13 protein-coding genes are annotated in these 15965 nt (G+C 63.4%); 2 read left to right on the forward strand and 11 right to left on the reverse strand.

The features are described 5' to 3' along the window. Positions 1–52: 52 nt before the first annotated feature. On the reverse strand, positions 53–2530 hold the full coding sequence (locus tag ACGLHS_RS17030) for a DEAD/DEAH box helicase (protein ID WP_394481547.1): 2478 nt from the start codon (positions 2528–2530) through the stop codon (positions 53–55). Positions 2531–3024: 494 nt separating this feature from the next. Here ACGLHS_RS17030 and ACGLHS_RS17035 point away from each other — a divergent pair, with 494 nt between their 5' ends. Together ACGLHS_RS17035 and groL are read left to right on the forward strand one after the other, a co-directional pair. Next, positions 3025–3315, forward strand: a complete 291-nt coding sequence (locus tag ACGLHS_RS17035) for a co-chaperone GroES (RefSeq protein ID WP_007835162.1) — start codon at positions 3025–3027, stop codon at positions 3313–3315. A 56-nt stretch (positions 3316–3371) separates the two neighbouring features. After that, positions 3372–5027 carry a chaperonin GroEL gene (groL, locus tag ACGLHS_RS17040; protein WP_042579049.1) on the forward strand — a complete coding sequence of 552 codons (1656 nt, stop codon included), beginning with the start codon at positions 3372–3374 and terminating at the stop codon, positions 5025–5027. A 71-nt stretch (positions 5028–5098) separates the two neighbouring features. Here groL and xylB read toward each other — a convergent pair whose 3' ends face one another. The 10 genes from xylB to ACGLHS_RS17090 all read right to left on the reverse strand — a co-directional run bounded on the left by xylB (position 5099) and on the right by ACGLHS_RS17090 (position 15948). Beyond that, the gene (xylB, locus tag ACGLHS_RS17045) at positions 5099–6568 is read right to left on the reverse strand and encodes a xylulokinase (protein ID WP_394481551.1); all 1470 of its coding nucleotides are present in this window, start codon (positions 6566–6568) and stop codon (positions 5099–5101) included. Positions 6569–6608: 40 nt separating this feature from the next. Further along, positions 6609–7550: an AraC family transcriptional regulator gene (locus tag ACGLHS_RS17050; protein WP_394481553.1), complete on the reverse strand. Its 942-nt coding sequence runs from the start codon at positions 7548–7550 to the stop codon at positions 6609–6611. Between the two features lie 11 nt (positions 7551–7561). Continuing rightward, positions 7562–8530: a carbohydrate kinase gene (locus ACGLHS_RS17055; RefSeq protein WP_394481555.1), complete on the reverse strand. Its 969-nt coding sequence runs from the start codon at positions 8528–8530 to the stop codon at positions 7562–7564. Positions 8531–8547: 17 nt separating this feature from the next. Beyond that, positions 8548–9219 carry a transaldolase family protein gene (locus ACGLHS_RS17060; RefSeq protein ID WP_394481557.1) on the reverse strand — a complete coding sequence of 224 codons (672 nt, stop codon included), beginning with the start codon at positions 9217–9219 and terminating at the stop codon, positions 8548–8550. A gap of 122 nt (positions 9220–9341) precedes the next feature. After that, a complete protein-coding gene (locus tag ACGLHS_RS17065; RefSeq protein WP_394481559.1) occupies positions 9342–10130 on the reverse strand; it encodes an L-iditol 2-dehydrogenase in 789 nt (262 codons plus the stop codon). Further along, complete coding sequence (gene dalD / locus ACGLHS_RS17070) at positions 10127–11506, reverse strand: D-arabinitol 4-dehydrogenase (RefSeq protein WP_394482478.1); 1380 nt, start codon at positions 11504–11506, stop codon at positions 10127–10129. Before dalD ends, ACGLHS_RS17065 begins: the two co-directional genes overlap by 4 nt. A gap of 82 nt (positions 11507–11588) precedes the next feature. Beyond that, positions 11589–12629 carry an ABC transporter ATP-binding protein gene (locus ACGLHS_RS17075; protein WP_093245442.1) on the reverse strand — a complete coding sequence of 347 codons (1041 nt, stop codon included), beginning with the start codon at positions 12627–12629 and terminating at the stop codon, positions 11589–11591. 17 nt (positions 12630–12646) lie between these two features. After that, a complete protein-coding gene (locus ACGLHS_RS17080; protein ID WP_093245440.1) occupies positions 12647–13471 on the reverse strand; it encodes a carbohydrate ABC transporter permease in 825 nt (274 codons plus the stop codon). 148 nt (positions 13472–13619) lie between these two features. Beyond that, positions 13620–14477, reverse strand: a complete 858-nt coding sequence (locus tag ACGLHS_RS17085) for a carbohydrate ABC transporter permease (RefSeq protein WP_093245437.1) — start codon at positions 14475–14477, stop codon at positions 13620–13622. A 157-nt stretch (positions 14478–14634) separates the two neighbouring features. Further along, the gene (locus tag ACGLHS_RS17090; protein ID WP_394481562.1) at positions 14635–15948 is read right to left on the reverse strand and encodes an ABC transporter substrate-binding protein; all 1314 of its coding nucleotides are present in this window, start codon (positions 15946–15948) and stop codon (positions 14635–14637) included. Positions 15949–15965 lie beyond the last annotated feature (17 nt).

A 15965-nucleotide genomic window follows, 5' to 3' on the forward strand; every position in this document is an offset into this window, starting at 1 on the left:
AAAGCTCGGGCCAGAGAAGGCGATCTTTAGCGACGAAACTTCTAGTCGTCCGTTAGCCTTTCATAATCGGGAGCGCGCTAAGAATCTGTTTTCCAGTCAATGCAAGTTCGGCCAGTTTTTTGCCAACGGCGGGCGGGTCAGTGAAAAGAGGGCCATCAAAAGTCAAACTGAGAACCAGTTGCCGCAAGCGCTCGACAAACTGCATGAGCAGATCTTGATTTATCAGTCGTGGCCCGAAGGAAATGTCCTCCGGTCTGTCGACCTGGGTTACGTTGGTTGCAAAGATGCCGCTCGCAGCACCACCAACTAGATCAACTTGCTCACGACACCACTCCATACTAAGCGAAAGCTGCGCTGCATCCGTTTTATGTATCGGCGCGGCTTTCTCATTCTTGGCCTCTATGCATGCTGCGCAGCCGTCGAATAACCAAAGAACGTCCGGTCCACGCCCAGTTTCCTTTTCTGGTCGGCTTGCGGCTGCACCGAGTGCCATTCCTAATTCGAGAAGCCCCTGCTCCACTACTTCTGCAGAATTGGCATAGACCAGTTTTGCTTTTATCTCATCAAGCCGAGCGATTGCTGCATTTGGAGCATTAAAAGTACTGAAGAAATTTCGAACCGCGACAGCCTGCTCGGTCATTTTCACAAACTTCTTATCGGCAACTTTTTCGGGGCGAGGGAAATGTGTGTTCATGGCGAAAACCGCTCGATATGCATCGGCAGCCGCGCCTGGATCGAACTGATGCAAATAGCTTGAAACCACATAGATGATTTCTGCTTTTTGAATTTTGTGAAGTCCACCGATGTTTGAAGCTTCTCTTAGCGTTGCAACGGCACTTTGGAAGTTCCTCGCCTTCGCGTCTTCCCAGGCCGCTCGCGATGCAACTGCAGCTTCTTCGAACGCTGTGAGGCCTGCAGGGCGAGGTACGCGAGGAACCGCTTTCACGCGCACCCGGTGCGCATCCTTCCAACCTTCATTACGATGCAGCAGGGCCTGCGCCATTTCGTTAACTACAACCGCGATTGGCTTCCCGTCGCCAGTTTGTTTGGCGAGCTCTTTTCCAAGCTCAACTTGGACGCGCGTTCTAGCCTCAAGCAAGTCCGAGACAGTCTTCTTCCCTATGAACGCTGCAATGTCGGTGCCGACAAGCAGCACCGCCGCGTAATCGGCGCTGGATCGTACAGCACGGCCTAAAGCCTGCTCGAAACGATTCACGGTACGAACTTCGTAACCCGGAGAATCTTTTTGCCGATAGGAATCAATGTGATCGCAAACCCGGTCGCCGCTGGGAATGCCATCCAACACGAGGACTCGGCAGGCATCGTCAGCAAGGTCGACACCGTCGAACCGCTGGGCGAAGACAGCGTAGTTTTTATTGGTCTGTCGCAATCGATCAATCGCAGCGTCAACATCTTTCCCCTGAGACAGTACCGCACCTGCCTCTTGCCAAGTTTTTGCCTGTGCCGCCGAGCTAGTCAGAACCACAACGTTAGCTTGCTTTGAAAGAACTCCGCATATTGACGCGACTTCTTGCTTGGTCGCTTGATTGTTGATTAATGAAGTAGGCAGCATCATTCTTTCGCCTGCCCCTTCGTCCTCCGCCGGCTCAATAACTCTGGAAAATGCAGCAGAATCGCATGCAAGCACACCAATCAATGCAGAACCATCTTTAACGCTTGCCGACATAAACAAGCGATGTTTTGCATTTTGATATGCTGAGTTTTCTTCTACCGGCGGAACAGAGAGCGATATCTCAGCCGCGATGCCAGAGATGCAGAAACGTGCCAATTCTGCATAACGACTGATGTTGCCCCAATTAAATTTAAGTTCTAGGCTGTCTTTGTGCTCCTCGAAAATTGCACAAATCTCCTTGTGTACTGCATTCCAAATCCAGTAGGGAACCTCATAAGTCGACCCTTGCTCATCGCGCTCGATGCCTCGCCAAGTTGCGGCGTCCGATCCCTCGCAAAGCGGCTTTAGAAGAGCGCGGACTTGGCTGTAACACTCGACTGGAATAGTTGCGGTGTAGCTTTGCTTGACGCGCTCGATGCCAGCGTGGCAATCATCAAGAACAAATGTCGATGGTCTGATCGAACGGGATTCAAAAACTGTTCTTGCAGTAAATAATTTGTCGTATGTGCAAGCGAGGACGGCCTCGCCTCCCAATGCTTCATAAGGCAAACCATCCTTACCAAAGGTCGATACTGGGACGCCGATAACTTTCCCTGCGGCGACTACTTGATCAACAAGTTGCGTGGTGGGGCACAAATACACGACAGGCTCGCCTTTGTAGCGACGCCTCATCCGCTCGGCGTAGAGCAGACCTAGGACCGTCTTCCCCGAGCCGGTGCTGAGCTTCATGACGATGTCATGTTGATCGATCTGGAGGTCGATCGCTTGGGCTGCAGCGGCTTGGGCTGGCCGGAGGCTGGTGTGCGTAGCCTTTCGGTCGAGCTGGCCAAAAAGCTCGGCCAAAGAAGCAGGCAGATCGGACTGCGGGGCCTTTGCAAGCGAGGAAAAATCAAACATTTGCGACGCCTTTGCAACACCGTGATACAGACATTCTGCCGTGCTGCGAGGGAAGCAAATATGCGGACAACCCGGTGAGAGCAGCAGAGGTGCCGGGCCGAATGTGTTGCGCATGAGTGCGGAAACACCCTGGATTTCCGCCCAGGGCAACAATTACGCCACCTAGCTAAGCTAGGGGGCAGGCTTTTTGGAGTTCACACCGTAAAGGTCGGCAACCATCGGTTGGCATCCTCGTTGACAGAGCTTCACCATACCTCTTACCCTCTTTTTACCCGGATAAAAATTCACACGAAGGTTAAATGGCGTGTGCACTAATCTCCACCGGCGTTCCGCACCTCCGGACCAAGCCCTGCCCTTGAAAGGTCATCGATTGCCCTTATGATTAGCACTCGCTGCTGATGAGTGCTAACAGCCCTCGCTTCCAGTCGATGGGCCGCCGGCTTCCCCTGGCGCCCGACCACAAACCCGTTTCTTATCCATATCCAGGAGATGCAATGAAACTTCGTCCTTTGGCCGATCGCGTGATCGTCAAGCGTGTTGACAGCGAAACCAAGACCGCCTCCGGCATCGTCATCCCCGACGCAGCCGCTGAAAAGCCCGATCAGGGTGAAGTCCTGGCCGTGGGCCCGGGCAAGCGCAACGACAAGGGCGAACTGGCCGCACTGACCGTCAAGGTCGGCGACCGCGTCCTGTTCGGCAAGTACAGCGGCCAGACCGTCAAGGTCGGCGGCGACGAACTGCTCGTGATGAAGGAAGACGACCTGTTCGCAGTCGTCGAGAAGTAAGCCTTCTCCTCTCTTTCGATTCCATCCAAATCCAATCCATTCGGAGTTAATTCATCATGGCAGCAAAAGACGTAGTCTTCGGCGGAGAAGCCCGCGCACGCATGGTCGAGGGTGTCAACATCCTGGCCAACGCAGTCAAAGTGACCCTGGGCCCCAAGGGCCGCAACGTGGTGCTCGAACGCTCGTTCGGCGCCCCCACCGTGACCAAGGACGGTGTGTCGGTCGCCAAGGAAATCGAACTCAAGGACAAGCTGCAGAACATGGGCGCCCAGCTCGTGAAGGAAGTGGCCTCCAAGACCAGCGACAACGCTGGTGACGGCACCACCACCGCGACCGTGCTGGCCCAAGCCATCGTTCGCGAAGGTTTCAAGCTGGTGGCTGCCGGCATGAACCCGATGGACCTGAAGCGCGGCATCGACAAGGCCGTGACGGCCCTGGTCGCCGAGCTGAAGAAGGCTTCGAAGCCCACCACCACCTCCAAGGAAATCGCTCAAGTCGGCTCGATCTCGGCCAACAGCGACGAAACCATCGGCAAGCTCATCGCTGACGCGATGGACAAGGTCGGCAAGGAAGGCGTGATCACCGTGGAAGACGGCAAGTCGCTGGACAGCGAACTCGACGTCGTCGAAGGTATGCAGTTCGACCGCGGCTACCTGTCGCCCTACTTCATCAACAACCCCGAGAAGCAATCGGCGCTGCTCGACAACCCGTTCGTGCTGCTGTTCGACAAGAAGATCAGCAACATCCGTGACCTGCTGCCCGTGCTGGAGCAAGTCGCCAAGGCTGGCCGTCCGCTGCTGATCATTGCCGAAGAAGTCGAAGGCGAAGCCCTGGCTACGCTGGTCGTGAACACGATCCGCGGCATCCTGAAGGTTGTGGCCGTCAAGGCGCCTGGCTTCGGCGACCGCCGCAAGGCCATGCTGGAAGACATCGCCATCCTGACGGGCGGCAAGGTCATCGCTGAAGAAGTGGGCTTGACGCTCGAAAAGGTGACGCTGGCCGACCTGGGCCAAGCCAAGCGCATCGAAGTGGGCAAGGAAAACACGATCATCATCGACGGCGCTGGCGCTGCTGGTGACATCGAAGCCCGCGTGAAGCAAGTTCGCGTTCAGATCGAAGAAGCGACCAGCGACTACGACCGTGAAAAGCTGCAAGAGCGCGTGGCCAAGCTGGCCGGCGGCGTTGCAGTGATCAAGGTTGGCGCTGCCACCGAAGTCGAAATGAAGGAAAAGAAGGCTCGCGTCGAAGACGCCCTGCACGCTACCCGCGCTGCAGTGGAAGAAGGCGTTGTGGCTGGCGGCGGCGTGGCTCTGCTGCGTGCCAAGCAAGCCGTGGGCGAGTCGGTCAAGGGCGACAACGCCGACCAGGAAGCCGGCATCAAGCTGGTGCTGAAGGCCATCGAAGCGCCCCTGCGCGAAATCGTGAACAACGCCGGCGGCGAAGCCTCGGTGGTGGTGAACGCTGTGCTGGCCGGCAAGGGCAACTACGGCTTCAACGCTGCGAACGACACGTACGGCGACATGCTCGAGCTGGGCATCCTGGACCCGACGAAGGTCACCCGCACCGCACTGCAGAACGCCGCTTCGGTGTCCTCGCTGCTGCTGACGACCGAAGCCATGGTTGCTGACGCACCCAAGGACGAGTCCGGCGCTGGCGGCGGCGGCATGCCCGACATGGGTGGCATGGGCGGCATGGGCGGCATGGGCATGTAATGCCCGGCTGAGCTCTGCTCACCAAACGAAAAAGGGCCGCGCAAGCGGCCCTTTTTTATTGCGCGTTCGACTTAACGGAATTGATCGCGCAGCGCCATGTACAGCACCTGAAAGCGCGCATGCCGCGTCTTGTGCCCATCGGCCCCTTCAGACGAAGGCAGCAGTTGCTGCTTGACCGGCGGCAGAGTGCACACCTCGGCCACCGCACCGCCATCGGCTAGCCACGCAAGGCGCGCCGCACCGAGCGCACCGCCCGTCTCGCTGCCCGCATAGAGCGTGAGCGGCACCTGGAAGATGTCGGCCAGCAACTGGCCCCACCACACGCTGCGCGCACCGCCGCCCACGAGCGCGATCTCGCGCAGCGGCATGTCGGCCGGCAGGCGCAAGGTGTCGAAGCCATCGCGCAAGCCGAAGCTCACGCCTTCGACCACGGCATAGGCGATCTCCGCCGGCCCATGCGCATGGGTCAAGCCGAACAGCACGCCCTGTGCATTCGGGTTGTTGTGCGGCGAACGCTCGCCCGAGAGGTAAGGCAGGAAAAGCGGGCAACGCGCACGCTGGTCCGTCGGCACCGATGCGGCGGCTTCGAGCAGCGCGGCTTCGTCGGCGAACTTGAATGTCTTCGCAGCCCAGCTCACAGCACTCGCGGCCGAAAGCATCACCGACATCTGATGCCAGCGTTTCGGCAGCGCGTGGCAGAAGGCATGCATCGCCTGCGCGGGATTCGGCAAGAAGCGATCGGTCGATACGAACACCACACCGGAAGTACCGAGCGAGACGAAGCCCTGCCCCGGCTCCACCAGCCCCATGCCGACCGCGCTGGCAGCGTTGTCGCCCGCACCACCCGCGATGAGCACGGTGCCGTTGCCCACACCCCAGCGCGCAGCCAGTTCAGGCTTGAGCCGGGCCGACACCTCGCTGCCTTCAACCAGCCGCGGCATGTGATCGCGCGTCAGCCCCGTCGCCGCGAGCAGCTCATCGGACCAGTCGCGCGCCCCCACGTCGAGCCAAAGCGTGCCCGCCGCATCCGACATCTCGCTGACCGCTTCGCCGCTGAGCATGAAGCGCAGCCAATCTTTCGGCAGCAGCACGCGCGCCACGCGCTTGAAAACATCGGGCTCGTGCTCGCGCACCCACAACAGCTTGGGCGCCGTGAAGCCGGGCATCGCAAGGTTGCCTGCGATCTCTCCCAGGCGCGGCACGGCACGCGCCAGCGCCTCGCACTGTGCGCCGCTGCGCCCGTCGTTCCAGAGGATCGCCGGCCGCAGCACTTCGCCCGCCGCATCGAGCAGCGTGGCGCCATGCATCTGGCCCGACAGGCCGATGGCACGCACGGCCGACAGCGCCTCGCCATGCGCGGCCCTCAGGTCGGCCATGACCTGCTCCAGCGCCTGCCACCACTGGCCCGGCGCCTGCTCCGACCAGAGCGGTTGCGGCCGTTCGACTGTGAGTGCGGCACGTGCCACGCCGACGATGCGGTGATCGCCGGCGAGCAGCAGCGCCTTGAGCTCGGACGTGCCGAGGTCGAGTCCCAGATACAAGATAGTTCTCCCTGACTGCTTCTCGAAGATTCGCGTCGTGTCAGCCGAAGCGTGTGTCGGCCTGTCGCCTGAATTCGCTCGGCGTCATGCCCTTGATTTCAAGGAACCGGCGATTGAAATTGGCCACGTTGTTGAAGCCGACCTGGTAGCAGATGTCCGTCACGTAGTGGTCGGTCTGCATCAACAGGTGGCAGGCGCTGTTGATGCGCACGCGGTTGACGAAGTCGGTGAAGCTGTTGCCGGTCGAGCGCCTGAAGAAGCGGCTGAAGCGGCTCTCGCTCATGCCCAGCTCGGCCGCCACGTCCGACATCGAGATCGGGTCCGCCATGTTGTTGGTGATGCGGTTGACGATGTCGTTGATCTGGTCGACCTGCGCATCGCCATCGCTGCCTTGTGCGCCTTGCATCTGAACGCTCGACAACAGCCGGTAGTCGGTGCATTGCGCCAGGTCGGCCATGAACTCGCAGAACAGGCCCAGGCGGCGCACGCCGCGCGCGGCCTTGATGTTGTCCCAATGCGTTTGCGCCTGCTGCGACATGCCGAAGAACTCGATGCCGTGGCGCGCGCGCTCGAGCAACTGCATCACCTCGCGCAACTCGGGAATGTCGGCGGCGGCGCGCTCGATCGGCTCGTGGCGAAACTGGATCACGCGGTCGCGTCCGGCGGCACCGCCCTCGGGCACGTCGAGCGAGATCCAGTTGTGCGGCAGCCGCGGCCCGCACAGCACCAGGTGCCCCGGCTGGAACGGCCCGATCCAGTCGCCGATGAAAGCCTTGCCCGATGTCTCGGTGATCAGGTGCAGCTCGTAGTCTTCATGAAAGTGCCATCGCACCAGCGGACTCGGAAAGCCGTGCGCCAGGCAGCGCACCAGGCCGGTTTCTTCAGGCGCCTCGTAGCCCAGCGAGGGCGAGCGCGCAAAGTCGCGCTCCAGCTCCGGTTGACGCTGGCGAGGAATCGCGCGTTTGCGTGTGGACGTGGTCATGGCAGCACCGATCAGGACCGGGAAGCGGCGGCCCCATTGTCTTCCTGCGCAAGCGCGGTGTGAACAGCTTCCAGCGTCGGTGGGTCGGCGCCCTCGCGGGTGCAATTCAGGGCGGCGGCCGTGGCGGCAAAGCGCATCACCGCGGTCCACGCCTCGTTGCTCAGCGCGCTCAGCTGGGCGGGTTGCTCGACACCCTGCGCCAGCAGCGAAACCGACAGCCCGGCCGTGAAGGTGTCGCCCGCGCCGATGGTGTCGACCACCTTCACGCGCGGCGCGGCCACGGTCATCGCCTCATGCCCCGTGCGCCAGAGCGTGGCACCGGCACCGCCGCGCGTGACGATGACGGCACGCGCGCCCGCAGCAAGGCATTCGGCAGCCAGCGCATCGACCGGCCGGCCGGGCGCGAGCAGCTCCGCGTCTTCGTCGCTGAGCTTGACGAGGTCGGCCATCGCGAACCACCGCGCGACGCGTGCCCGATAAGCCGCCATGTCGGCGATCAGGCTGGGCCGCACATTCGGATCGAACACGATCACGCGGCGGCCCCTGTTCTCTGCGATCAGGTCGGCAATGCGCGCGCCGGCCGGGTCTTGCAGCAGGGAGATCGAGCCGAAATGCAGAAAACGGCATTCCGCCGGCAATGGCGGCAAGGGCACGGGCGCCCACGTCGCATCGGCACTGCCGCGTGTGTAGAAGGCGTAGCGGTTGGTCTGCGGCGTGCGCTCGACGAACGCCAGCGTCGACGGTGCATCGCTGCGCAGGATGAAGCTGGTGTCCACGCCGTTGCGTTCGAGAAAACCCATCAGCCGTTCGCCGAACAGGTCGGTCGACAGCTGCGTGAGAAAGCCGGTCGGCTGGCCCAGCCGCGCACAGGCCACGGCCGTGTTGAGCGGCGAGCCGCCTTCATGCCCCAGAAAGGCCAGGGTGCCCGCCTCGCTGGCGGTGAAATCGATGAGGGCTTCGCCCGTGAGTGCAATGCGCATGGTGCTTCGGGTTTGAATCAGGGCAAGGCCCGTGCATCCGCCAGGAAGCCGCGTTCGGCAGCCAGCGTGGCGGGATGGTCGAGCAGTTCGGCAAAGAGGCGCGGCGGGATGGTGATGGCCCCCACGCCGAGCCCCAGCAAGGACAGGTAGGCCTCGCGCGAACGGATGCTGGCCACCAGCAGGCGCGTGCCCGGCGAAGGCCGCCGCGCCACCAGCGATTGCATCTGCGCGATCAGCGCCAGCCCATTGACGCCCGAGTCTTCGAGCCGCCCGAGGTACGGCGCCGCATAGGCCGCGCCCAGTTGCGCCGCAAAGTGCGCCTGCTCGGGCGCATACACCGCCGTGAAGGTGACGGGCACGCCCTCTGCGATGAGCCGCGCGCCGGCATCGAGGCCCTGGCGCGTGGCGGGAATCTTGACGACCAGTTGGCCCCGGTCGAAATGCGACAGCAGGGCCTGCGCGTCTTCGAGCATGCCGTCGACCTCGTCCGAGTACACCTGCGCCTGCACTTGCCGTGCGCCCAGGTCGATGCAGCGCTTCAGCAGATCGGGCACGGCGGCGCGGCCCACGCCCGCGCGTTGCAGCAGCGTGGGGTTGGTCGTCACCCCATGCACCACCGGGTGCGGCAGGCAGGTCTTCAGCTCCGCGAGGTCTGCACTGTCGAGGTACAGGTGGAAATCTTCATTCATGGATTGCACGCTGCAAAAGAAATCGATCTTCTCACTGTGCCGGCCGCGCGTCGCCGCACCCAAGGGAACGGCGCTGATACTTTTTTTGCGGATGCTGCCATCTCATCTCATCTCATCTCATCTCAGCTCATGACGTTGCCGCCATCGACATTCAAGGTCTGCGCCGTGATGTAGCGCGCCTCGTCGCTGGCAAGAAATACGGCAGCACCCGCGATGTCGCCCGGCAAGCCCATGCGCCCGAGCGGCACTTCGAGGCCCACGCGCCGCTTCTTCTCTCCGATCGGCAGCCCTTCAGCCTTGGCGAACAGGCTGTCGACGTGGTCCCACATCGGCGTATCGACCACGCCCGGCGCAATGCCGTTGACGCGGATGCCATGCGGCGCCATGGCCAGCGCGGCGCTCTGGGTGTAGCTGATGACGGCGGCCTTGGTCGCGCAGTAGTGCGACACCAGCGCCTCGCCGCGGCGCCCGGCCTGCGACGCCATGTTGATGACCGACGCGCCCCGCGTGCCGGCCTCGACCATGTGCCGCAGCACGGCCTGCATGACGAAGAACATGCCCTTCACGTTCACCGCGAAGAGCCTGTCGAAAGAGGCCTCGTCGCTGTCGAGCAGCGGCGCGAGATCGAACACGGCCGCGTTGTTGAACAGCGTGTGGATCGGCCCGAAGGCCACCTGCGCTTCGGCCAGCAGGTGCGCGATGGCCCGGGTGTCCGTCACGTCGGCCGCGATGTACGCCAGGCTCTGGGGATGGCGCTGCTGCAGCGCGCGCACCGCATCGGGTGCGGCGGCCGCGCGATCGATCACGCTGCAGCGTGCGCCTTCGGCGATGCAGGCTTCGGCCACCGCAAGACCGATGCCGCCGCCCGCACCGGTCAGCAGCACATGGCGGTCTTGCAGGCGGCCGCTCATGGCTTGCTTTCGGCGGCGACGAAGCGCGCCACGCGCTCGCCCGCGCGGCGCACCGCATCGACCAGTCGTGCGTCGCCCGCGATGCTGCCCCACAGTGCCGCACCTGCGCACAACGCGGCCACCGGGTCGGCGGCATCGCAGATGGCATGCGCCACGGCTTCGTCCATGCCCTGGTCCTGGTAGGCGTAGGGCAGCGTGCCCTTGTGCCAGCGCTGCAGGAACGCAAGGAACAGCGCGGGCAGCATCGCCACGCTGTCGATGCCCTGCCCCGCCGCCAGCCGCTCGCGCACGGTCGGCGCGATGAAGCCGGGAATCTTCGAGAAGCCATCCGCCGCCACACGCTGGTTGGTGTCGCGAATGGCCGGGTTGCCGAAGCGGTCGAGCACCACGTCGCGGTACGCCGCAAGGTCGATCGGGCTGGGGCTGAGGCACGGGATGACGTCGTCGGTCACGTAGTCGTAGGCCATCTTGCGGATCGCCGCGTTGTGCGTGCCTTCATGGATGAAGCCCAGCCCGATCAGCGTGCCCGCCCACGCGACGCAACTGTGCGTGGCGTTGAGGATGCGGATCTTGGCCTCTTCATACGGCTGCACCGATTCGACCAGCTCCACGCCCACGCGTCCCCAGTCGGGTCGCCCGGCAGCGAAGTTGTCTTCGATGACCCACTGGATGAAGCTTTCTCCGGTGACCGGCGCCGCATCGTCGCGGCCGGTGGCCGCCTTCACGCGCGCGCGCAACTCGGGTGGCGGGCGCGGCGTGATGCGGTCGACCATCGCGTTCGGGCAGCGCGTGTTCGCGTTCACCCAGGCCAGCAGGTCGGCATCGCCCGCGCGCTCGATGAACTCCAGCAGGCCCGCGCGGAAGCGGTCGCCGTTGTGGCGCAGGTTGTCGCAGTTGAGCAGCGTGATCGCGCCCGCGCCAACCGCCTTGCGCGCACGCAGGATCGCGCAGACAGCGCCGTAGATGGTCTCGCCCGCCTCGCCGCGCCGCGCGCGTTCGATGTCGGCCGCCAGATCGGCGAAAGACAGGTCCAGCTTGCCCTTGGTGTCGAGGTAGTAACCGGCTTCGGTCACCGTGAACGACACGATGCGCGTGGACGGCGCCGCGCCGCGCGCGACCACGGCCGCCAGCGAGCGCTCGTAGGGCAGCACCTCGCGGATGGCCTCGATCTGTTCGTAGCGGTACTCGCCGGCCGGCGACACGGTTTCGAGCGTGTAGCGCCCGCCCTGCGCCTGCAGGGCCGCGACGACATCGGCCATGTCGGGCCGGATGTTGGCACCCGACAGCGACCAGCGGGTGTCGCCCGCATCGATCAGCCGCTGCAGGTAGACGGCCTGGTGCGCCCGATGGAACGAGCCCAGGCCCAGGTGGAGCACCGTGAACTCGGAAAGAGCCGGTGGGGTTTGCGCAAGAGACGCTGCTGCAAGGGTCACGGGGAAATGTCCGGAAGAAGAAAGATCAGGCAGAGACCGAACGGCCTTCGCGGTTGAACAGGTGCAGCACCGACGGGTCGAGCTCGATCGCCACGTCGTCGCCGGCCTGCAAGGGGGTGCGGTCGTTCTGCCGCGCGATCAGCGGCACGCCGCCCACATCGACGTGGATCAGCGTGTCGGCACCGAGCGCCTCGATCAGCTCGACACGGCCCTGCACGTCGGACACCGGCGCGCCCTGCTTCGGATGCACGCGCAGGCCCTCGGGGCGCACGCCCAGGAAGCCATCGCTCGGCAGGCGGCCGCCGGTGGCGGCGGAAAAACTCGGAATCGCGCTCGCTGCCACCATGTTCATCGACGGCATGCCGATGAACTGCGCGACGAACTGGTTGGCCGGGTGGTCGTACAGCTCCAGCGGCGTTCCGACCTGCTCGATCAGGCCGTCCTTGAGCACCACCACGCGGTCGGCCAGCGTCATGGCCTCGACCTGGTCGTGCGTCACGTAGATGGTGGTCGCACCCAGCGCGCGATGCAGCTTGTGGATCTCGACGCGCGTGTTGCCGCGCAGCGCCGCGTCGAGGTTCGACAACGGCTCGTCGAACAGGAACACCTTGGGCGCGCGCACGATGGCGCGGCCGATGGCCACGCGCTGGCGCTGGCCGCCCGACAGATCCTTCGGCGTGCGGTCCAGGTACTGCGTGAGGTTGAGCGTCTTGGCCGCGTACTCGACCTTGGTCTTGATCTCGTCCTTCGACACGCCCGCGAGCTTGAGCGCGAAGGACATGTTGTCGTACACGCTCATGTGCGGATAGAGCGCGTAGCTCTGGAACACCATCGCCAGGTCGCGCTTGCCCGAAGGCGTCCAGGTGATGTCCTTGCTGTCGAGCAGCAGGTTGCCGCTGGTGATGGGTTCGAGCCCCGCGATCAGGCGCAGCAGCGTCGACTTGCCGCAACCCGAGGGGCCGACGAAGACGATGAACTCGCCTTTCTTTATCTCCAGGTCGACGCCCTTGATGATGTTGACTTCACCAAAGCTCTTCTTGATGTTCTTGAGTTCGAGGTAGGCCATGAGATGTCTCCCTTTCTTTACTTGACGGCGCCGAAGGTCAGGCCTTGCACCAGTTGCTTCTGGCTGAACCAGCCGAACACGACGATGGGCGCAATGGCCATCAGCGAAGCCGCCGACAACTTGGCCCAGAACAGGCCCTCGGGGCTGGAGTACGAGGCGATCAGCGTGGCCAGCGTGCCGGCCTTGGCCGAGGTGAGATTCAACGCCCAGAAGGCTTCGTTCCAGCTCAGCACCAGGCACAAGAGGCCGGTCGATGCGAGCCCGCCGACCGACAGCGGCATCACGACATGGCGGAACTCGGTCCACAGGCTGGCGCCGTCCATGCGCGCGGCTTCGAGGATCTCGTTCGGAATGTCCTTGTAGGCGCTGTAGAGCATCCACACCATGATCGGCAGGTTCGAGAGCGTGAACACGATGGTCAGCGCGGGCAGCGAGTCGAGCATGCCCGCCGTCTGCGCGAGCACGTAGATCGGCACCAGCGCGCCCACGGCCGGCATCATCTTGGTGGAGAGCATCCACATCAGGATGTCGCGCGTTTTCTTCGTGCGAAAGAAGGCCATCGAGTACGCAGCGGGCGCCGCGATCAGCAGGCCCAGGATGGTCGAGCCCAGGCTGGTGATGAGCGAGTTGCGCGCGTACAGCAGGTAGTCGCTGCGCCGCTGCACTTCGCTGAAGTTGTCGAGCGTGGGCTCGAAGATGAACAGCGGCGGCACATGGATCGCCTGCAGCTCGGTCTTGAAGGCCGTCAGAAACAGCCAGCCGAGCGGAAAGAACAAAAGCAGCGCCACGGCCCACGCACCGACGGTGCGCAGCAGCTGCGGAAGGAAGTTGCTGGGTTGCATGTGAGTTACTCCACCGCTCGTCGACTCGGGATGGGACCAGTTCCAGGAACACCACGGAACCGGCTCTGCCGGGCCGTTGGTGTTGCCCCCTGCAAGGGGGTTGGCGAAGCGACACGAAGTGCGCGAAGACTGGGGGTGTGCAACATGACTAGTCCAGGTTCTTGCCGATGATGCGGATGAGGAACACGGCCACGATGTTGGCCAGCACCACCGCGAACAACGCACCGGCAGAGGCCACGCCCACGTCGAAATTCATCAACGACTGCTTGAAGATCATGTAGGTCATGTTCGTGCTCTCGTTGCCCGGGCCGCCATTGGTGGTGATGGCGATCTCGGCGAACACGCTGAGCAGAAAGATCATCTCGATCATGATCACCACGGCCATCGGGCGGCCCAGGTGGGGAATGGTGAGATAGAAGAAGCGCTGGAACGAACTCGCGCCGTCCATGCGCGCGGCTTCCATCTGCTCGCGGTCGAGCGACTGCAGCGAGGTGATGAAGATCAGGCAGGCAAAAGGCAGCCATTGCCAGGCCACCATGATGATCACCGAGAGCAGCGGCACGTCGGTGAGCCAGTCGACCGGCGTGGCACCGAAGAAGCGCCACACATCGGCGAGCACGCCGTAGATGGGGTTCATCATCATGTGCTTCCACAGCAGCGCATTCACTGCCGGCATGACGAAGAAGGGCGAGATCAGCAGCACCCGCACGATGCCGCGGCCCGGAAAAGGCTCGTTGACCAGCAACGCGAGCAGCACGCCGAACACCACCGTGATGACGATCACGCTGCCGATCAGCAGCAGGGTGTTCCACGTGGCCGGCCAGAAGTCGGGGTCGGTGACGAAATAGTGGAAGTTCTCGATGCCGGCGAAGGTGTGCTCGCCAGGCTGCATGAGGTTGTAGTTGACGAAGGAGAAGTACAACGTCATTGCGAGCGGCACGATCATCCAGAGGAAGAGCGTGAGCACCGCGGGCGCCATGAGGGCGCGGGGCAGGAGTCTTTTCATGAGGAAGTCCCTTCTTGTTGTCTCTGGCTCCTTCCCCCTCTGGGGGAAGGCGGGGATGGGGGCTCCCTGATCGACCACCGCGGCGATTGACGCGCCGCGTGCCCCCACCCCGACCCTCCCCCGGAAGGGGAGGGAGCAAGGCCCGGCCTTGCTTGTCTTACTTGTAGTAGCCAGCCTTCTTCATCTCACGCTCCGCAGCCAGCTGCGAGGTCTTCAGCGCCTGATCGACCGTGACCTTGCCCGACAATGCCGCGCTCATCTGCTGGCCCACCGCCACGCCGATCGCCTGGAACTCGGGAATGGCCGCGTACTGCACGCCGACGTACGGCGACTTGGGCAGCGTGCTGTCGGTGAGGTTGGCCGTGTCGATGGCCTTCTTCTCGGCTTCGGCGAACTTCGCGACCTTCTGGAACTCGGGGTTCGCGTAGGTCGACTTGCGCGTGCCGGTCGGCACCGAGGCCCAGCCGGTTTCCTTGGCCACGAGGTTGATGTAGTCCTTGGAGGTGGCCCACTTGATGAACTTCTGCGCCGCATCGTCCTTGGTCGAGCTGGCCGGAATCGCGAGGTTCCACGACCACAGCCAGTTGGCGCCCTTCGGCGTGACGGCCGTCGGCGCCTGCGCGAAGGCCACCTTGTCGGCCACCTTCGACTGCTTCGGGTCGCTGATGAACGACGCCGCGATGGTCGCGTCGACCCAGGCCGCGCACTTGCCCTCGTTGAACAGCGCCAGGTTTTCATTGAAGCTGTTGGCCGACGCGCCGGGCGGGCCGTTCTTCTTCATGATGTCCACGTAGAAGGTGATCGCGTCCTTCCAGGCCTTGGTGTCGATCTGCGGCTTCCACTGCATGTCGAACCACTGGCCGCCGTTGGTGTTGACCAGCGTCGTCAAAAAGGCCATGTTGTCGCCCCAGCCCGGCTTGCCGCGCAGGCACATGCCGTACACGCCCGCCTTCGGGTCGTTGGCCTTGTCGGCGAACTCCTTCACCTGTGCCCAGGTCGGCTGGTCGGAGAACTTCACGCCCACCTTGTCGGCCAGGTCCTTGCGGTACATGAGCATCGAGCTTTCGCCGTAGAAGGGCGCGGCGTAGAGCTTGCCGTCGTTCGACAGGCCGTTGCGGATGGCGGGCAGCAGGTCGTCCACGTCATAGGCCGCATCGGTGGCGATGGGCTTGAGCCAGCCCTTCTTCGACCAGATCGGCGCTTCGTACAGGCCGATGGTCATCACGTCGAACTGGCCGCCCTTGGTGGCGATGTCGGTGGTCACGCGCTGGCGCAGCGTGCCTTCCTCGAGCGTGACCCACTTGAGCTTGATGTCGGGGTAGGCCTTCTCGAAGAAGGGCGTGAGCTTCTGCATCTCGATCATGTGGCCGTTGTTCACGGTCGCGATCACAAGCTCGGTGGTGGCGGCCTGGGACACGAGGCCCGTGCCGGCGAGTGCGAGGACGAGGCCCGCTTTCAGAAAACGCTTCATGTTGTCTCCTAGAGGTG

The sequence above is a fragment of the Variovorax sp. VaC1 genome, from assembly GCF_043658315.1.
Lineage (GTDB): Bacteria > Pseudomonadota > Gammaproteobacteria > Burkholderiales > Burkholderiaceae_C > Variovorax.

Excerpts from the sequence above, each read along its gene's own strand:
- ACGLHS_RS17090 (WP_394481562.1), bottom strand. The coding sequence starts at position 15,948 with ATGAAGCGTTTTCTGAAAGCGGGCCTCGTCCTCGCACTCGCCGGCACG.
- groL (WP_042579049.1), top strand. The coding sequence starts at position 3,372 with ATGGCAGCAAAAGACGTAGTCTTCGGCGGAGAAGCCCGCGCACGCATG.
- ACGLHS_RS17075 (WP_093245442.1), bottom strand. The coding sequence starts at position 12,629 with ATGGCCTACCTCGAACTCAAGAACATCAAGAAGAGCTTTGGTGAAGTC.
- ACGLHS_RS17055 (WP_394481555.1), bottom strand. The coding sequence starts at position 8,530 with ATGCGCATTGCACTCACGGGCGAAGCCCTCATCGATTTCACCGCCAGC.
- ACGLHS_RS17085 (WP_093245437.1), bottom strand. The coding sequence starts at position 14,477 with ATGAAAAGACTCCTGCCCCGCGCCCTCATGGCGCCCGCGGTGCTCACG.
- ACGLHS_RS17060 (WP_394481557.1), bottom strand. The coding sequence starts at position 9,219 with ATGAATGAAGATTTCCACCTGTACCTCGACAGTGCAGACCTCGCGGAG.
- ACGLHS_RS17050 (WP_394481553.1), bottom strand. The coding sequence starts at position 7,550 with ATGACCACGTCCACACGCAAACGCGCGATTCCTCGCCAGCGTCAACCG.
- ACGLHS_RS17035 (WP_007835162.1), top strand. The coding sequence starts at position 3,025 with ATGAAACTTCGTCCTTTGGCCGATCGCGTGATCGTCAAGCGTGTTGAC.
- ACGLHS_RS17065 (WP_394481559.1), bottom strand. The coding sequence starts at position 10,130 with ATGAGCGGCCGCCTGCAAGACCGCCATGTGCTGCTGACCGGTGCGGGC.
- ACGLHS_RS17030 (WP_394481547.1), bottom strand. The coding sequence starts at position 2,530 with ATGTTTGATTTTTCCTCGCTTGCAAAGGCCCCGCAGTCCGATCTGCCT.
- ACGLHS_RS17080 (WP_093245440.1), bottom strand. The coding sequence starts at position 13,471 with ATGCAACCCAGCAACTTCCTTCCGCAGCTGCTGCGCACCGTCGGTGCG.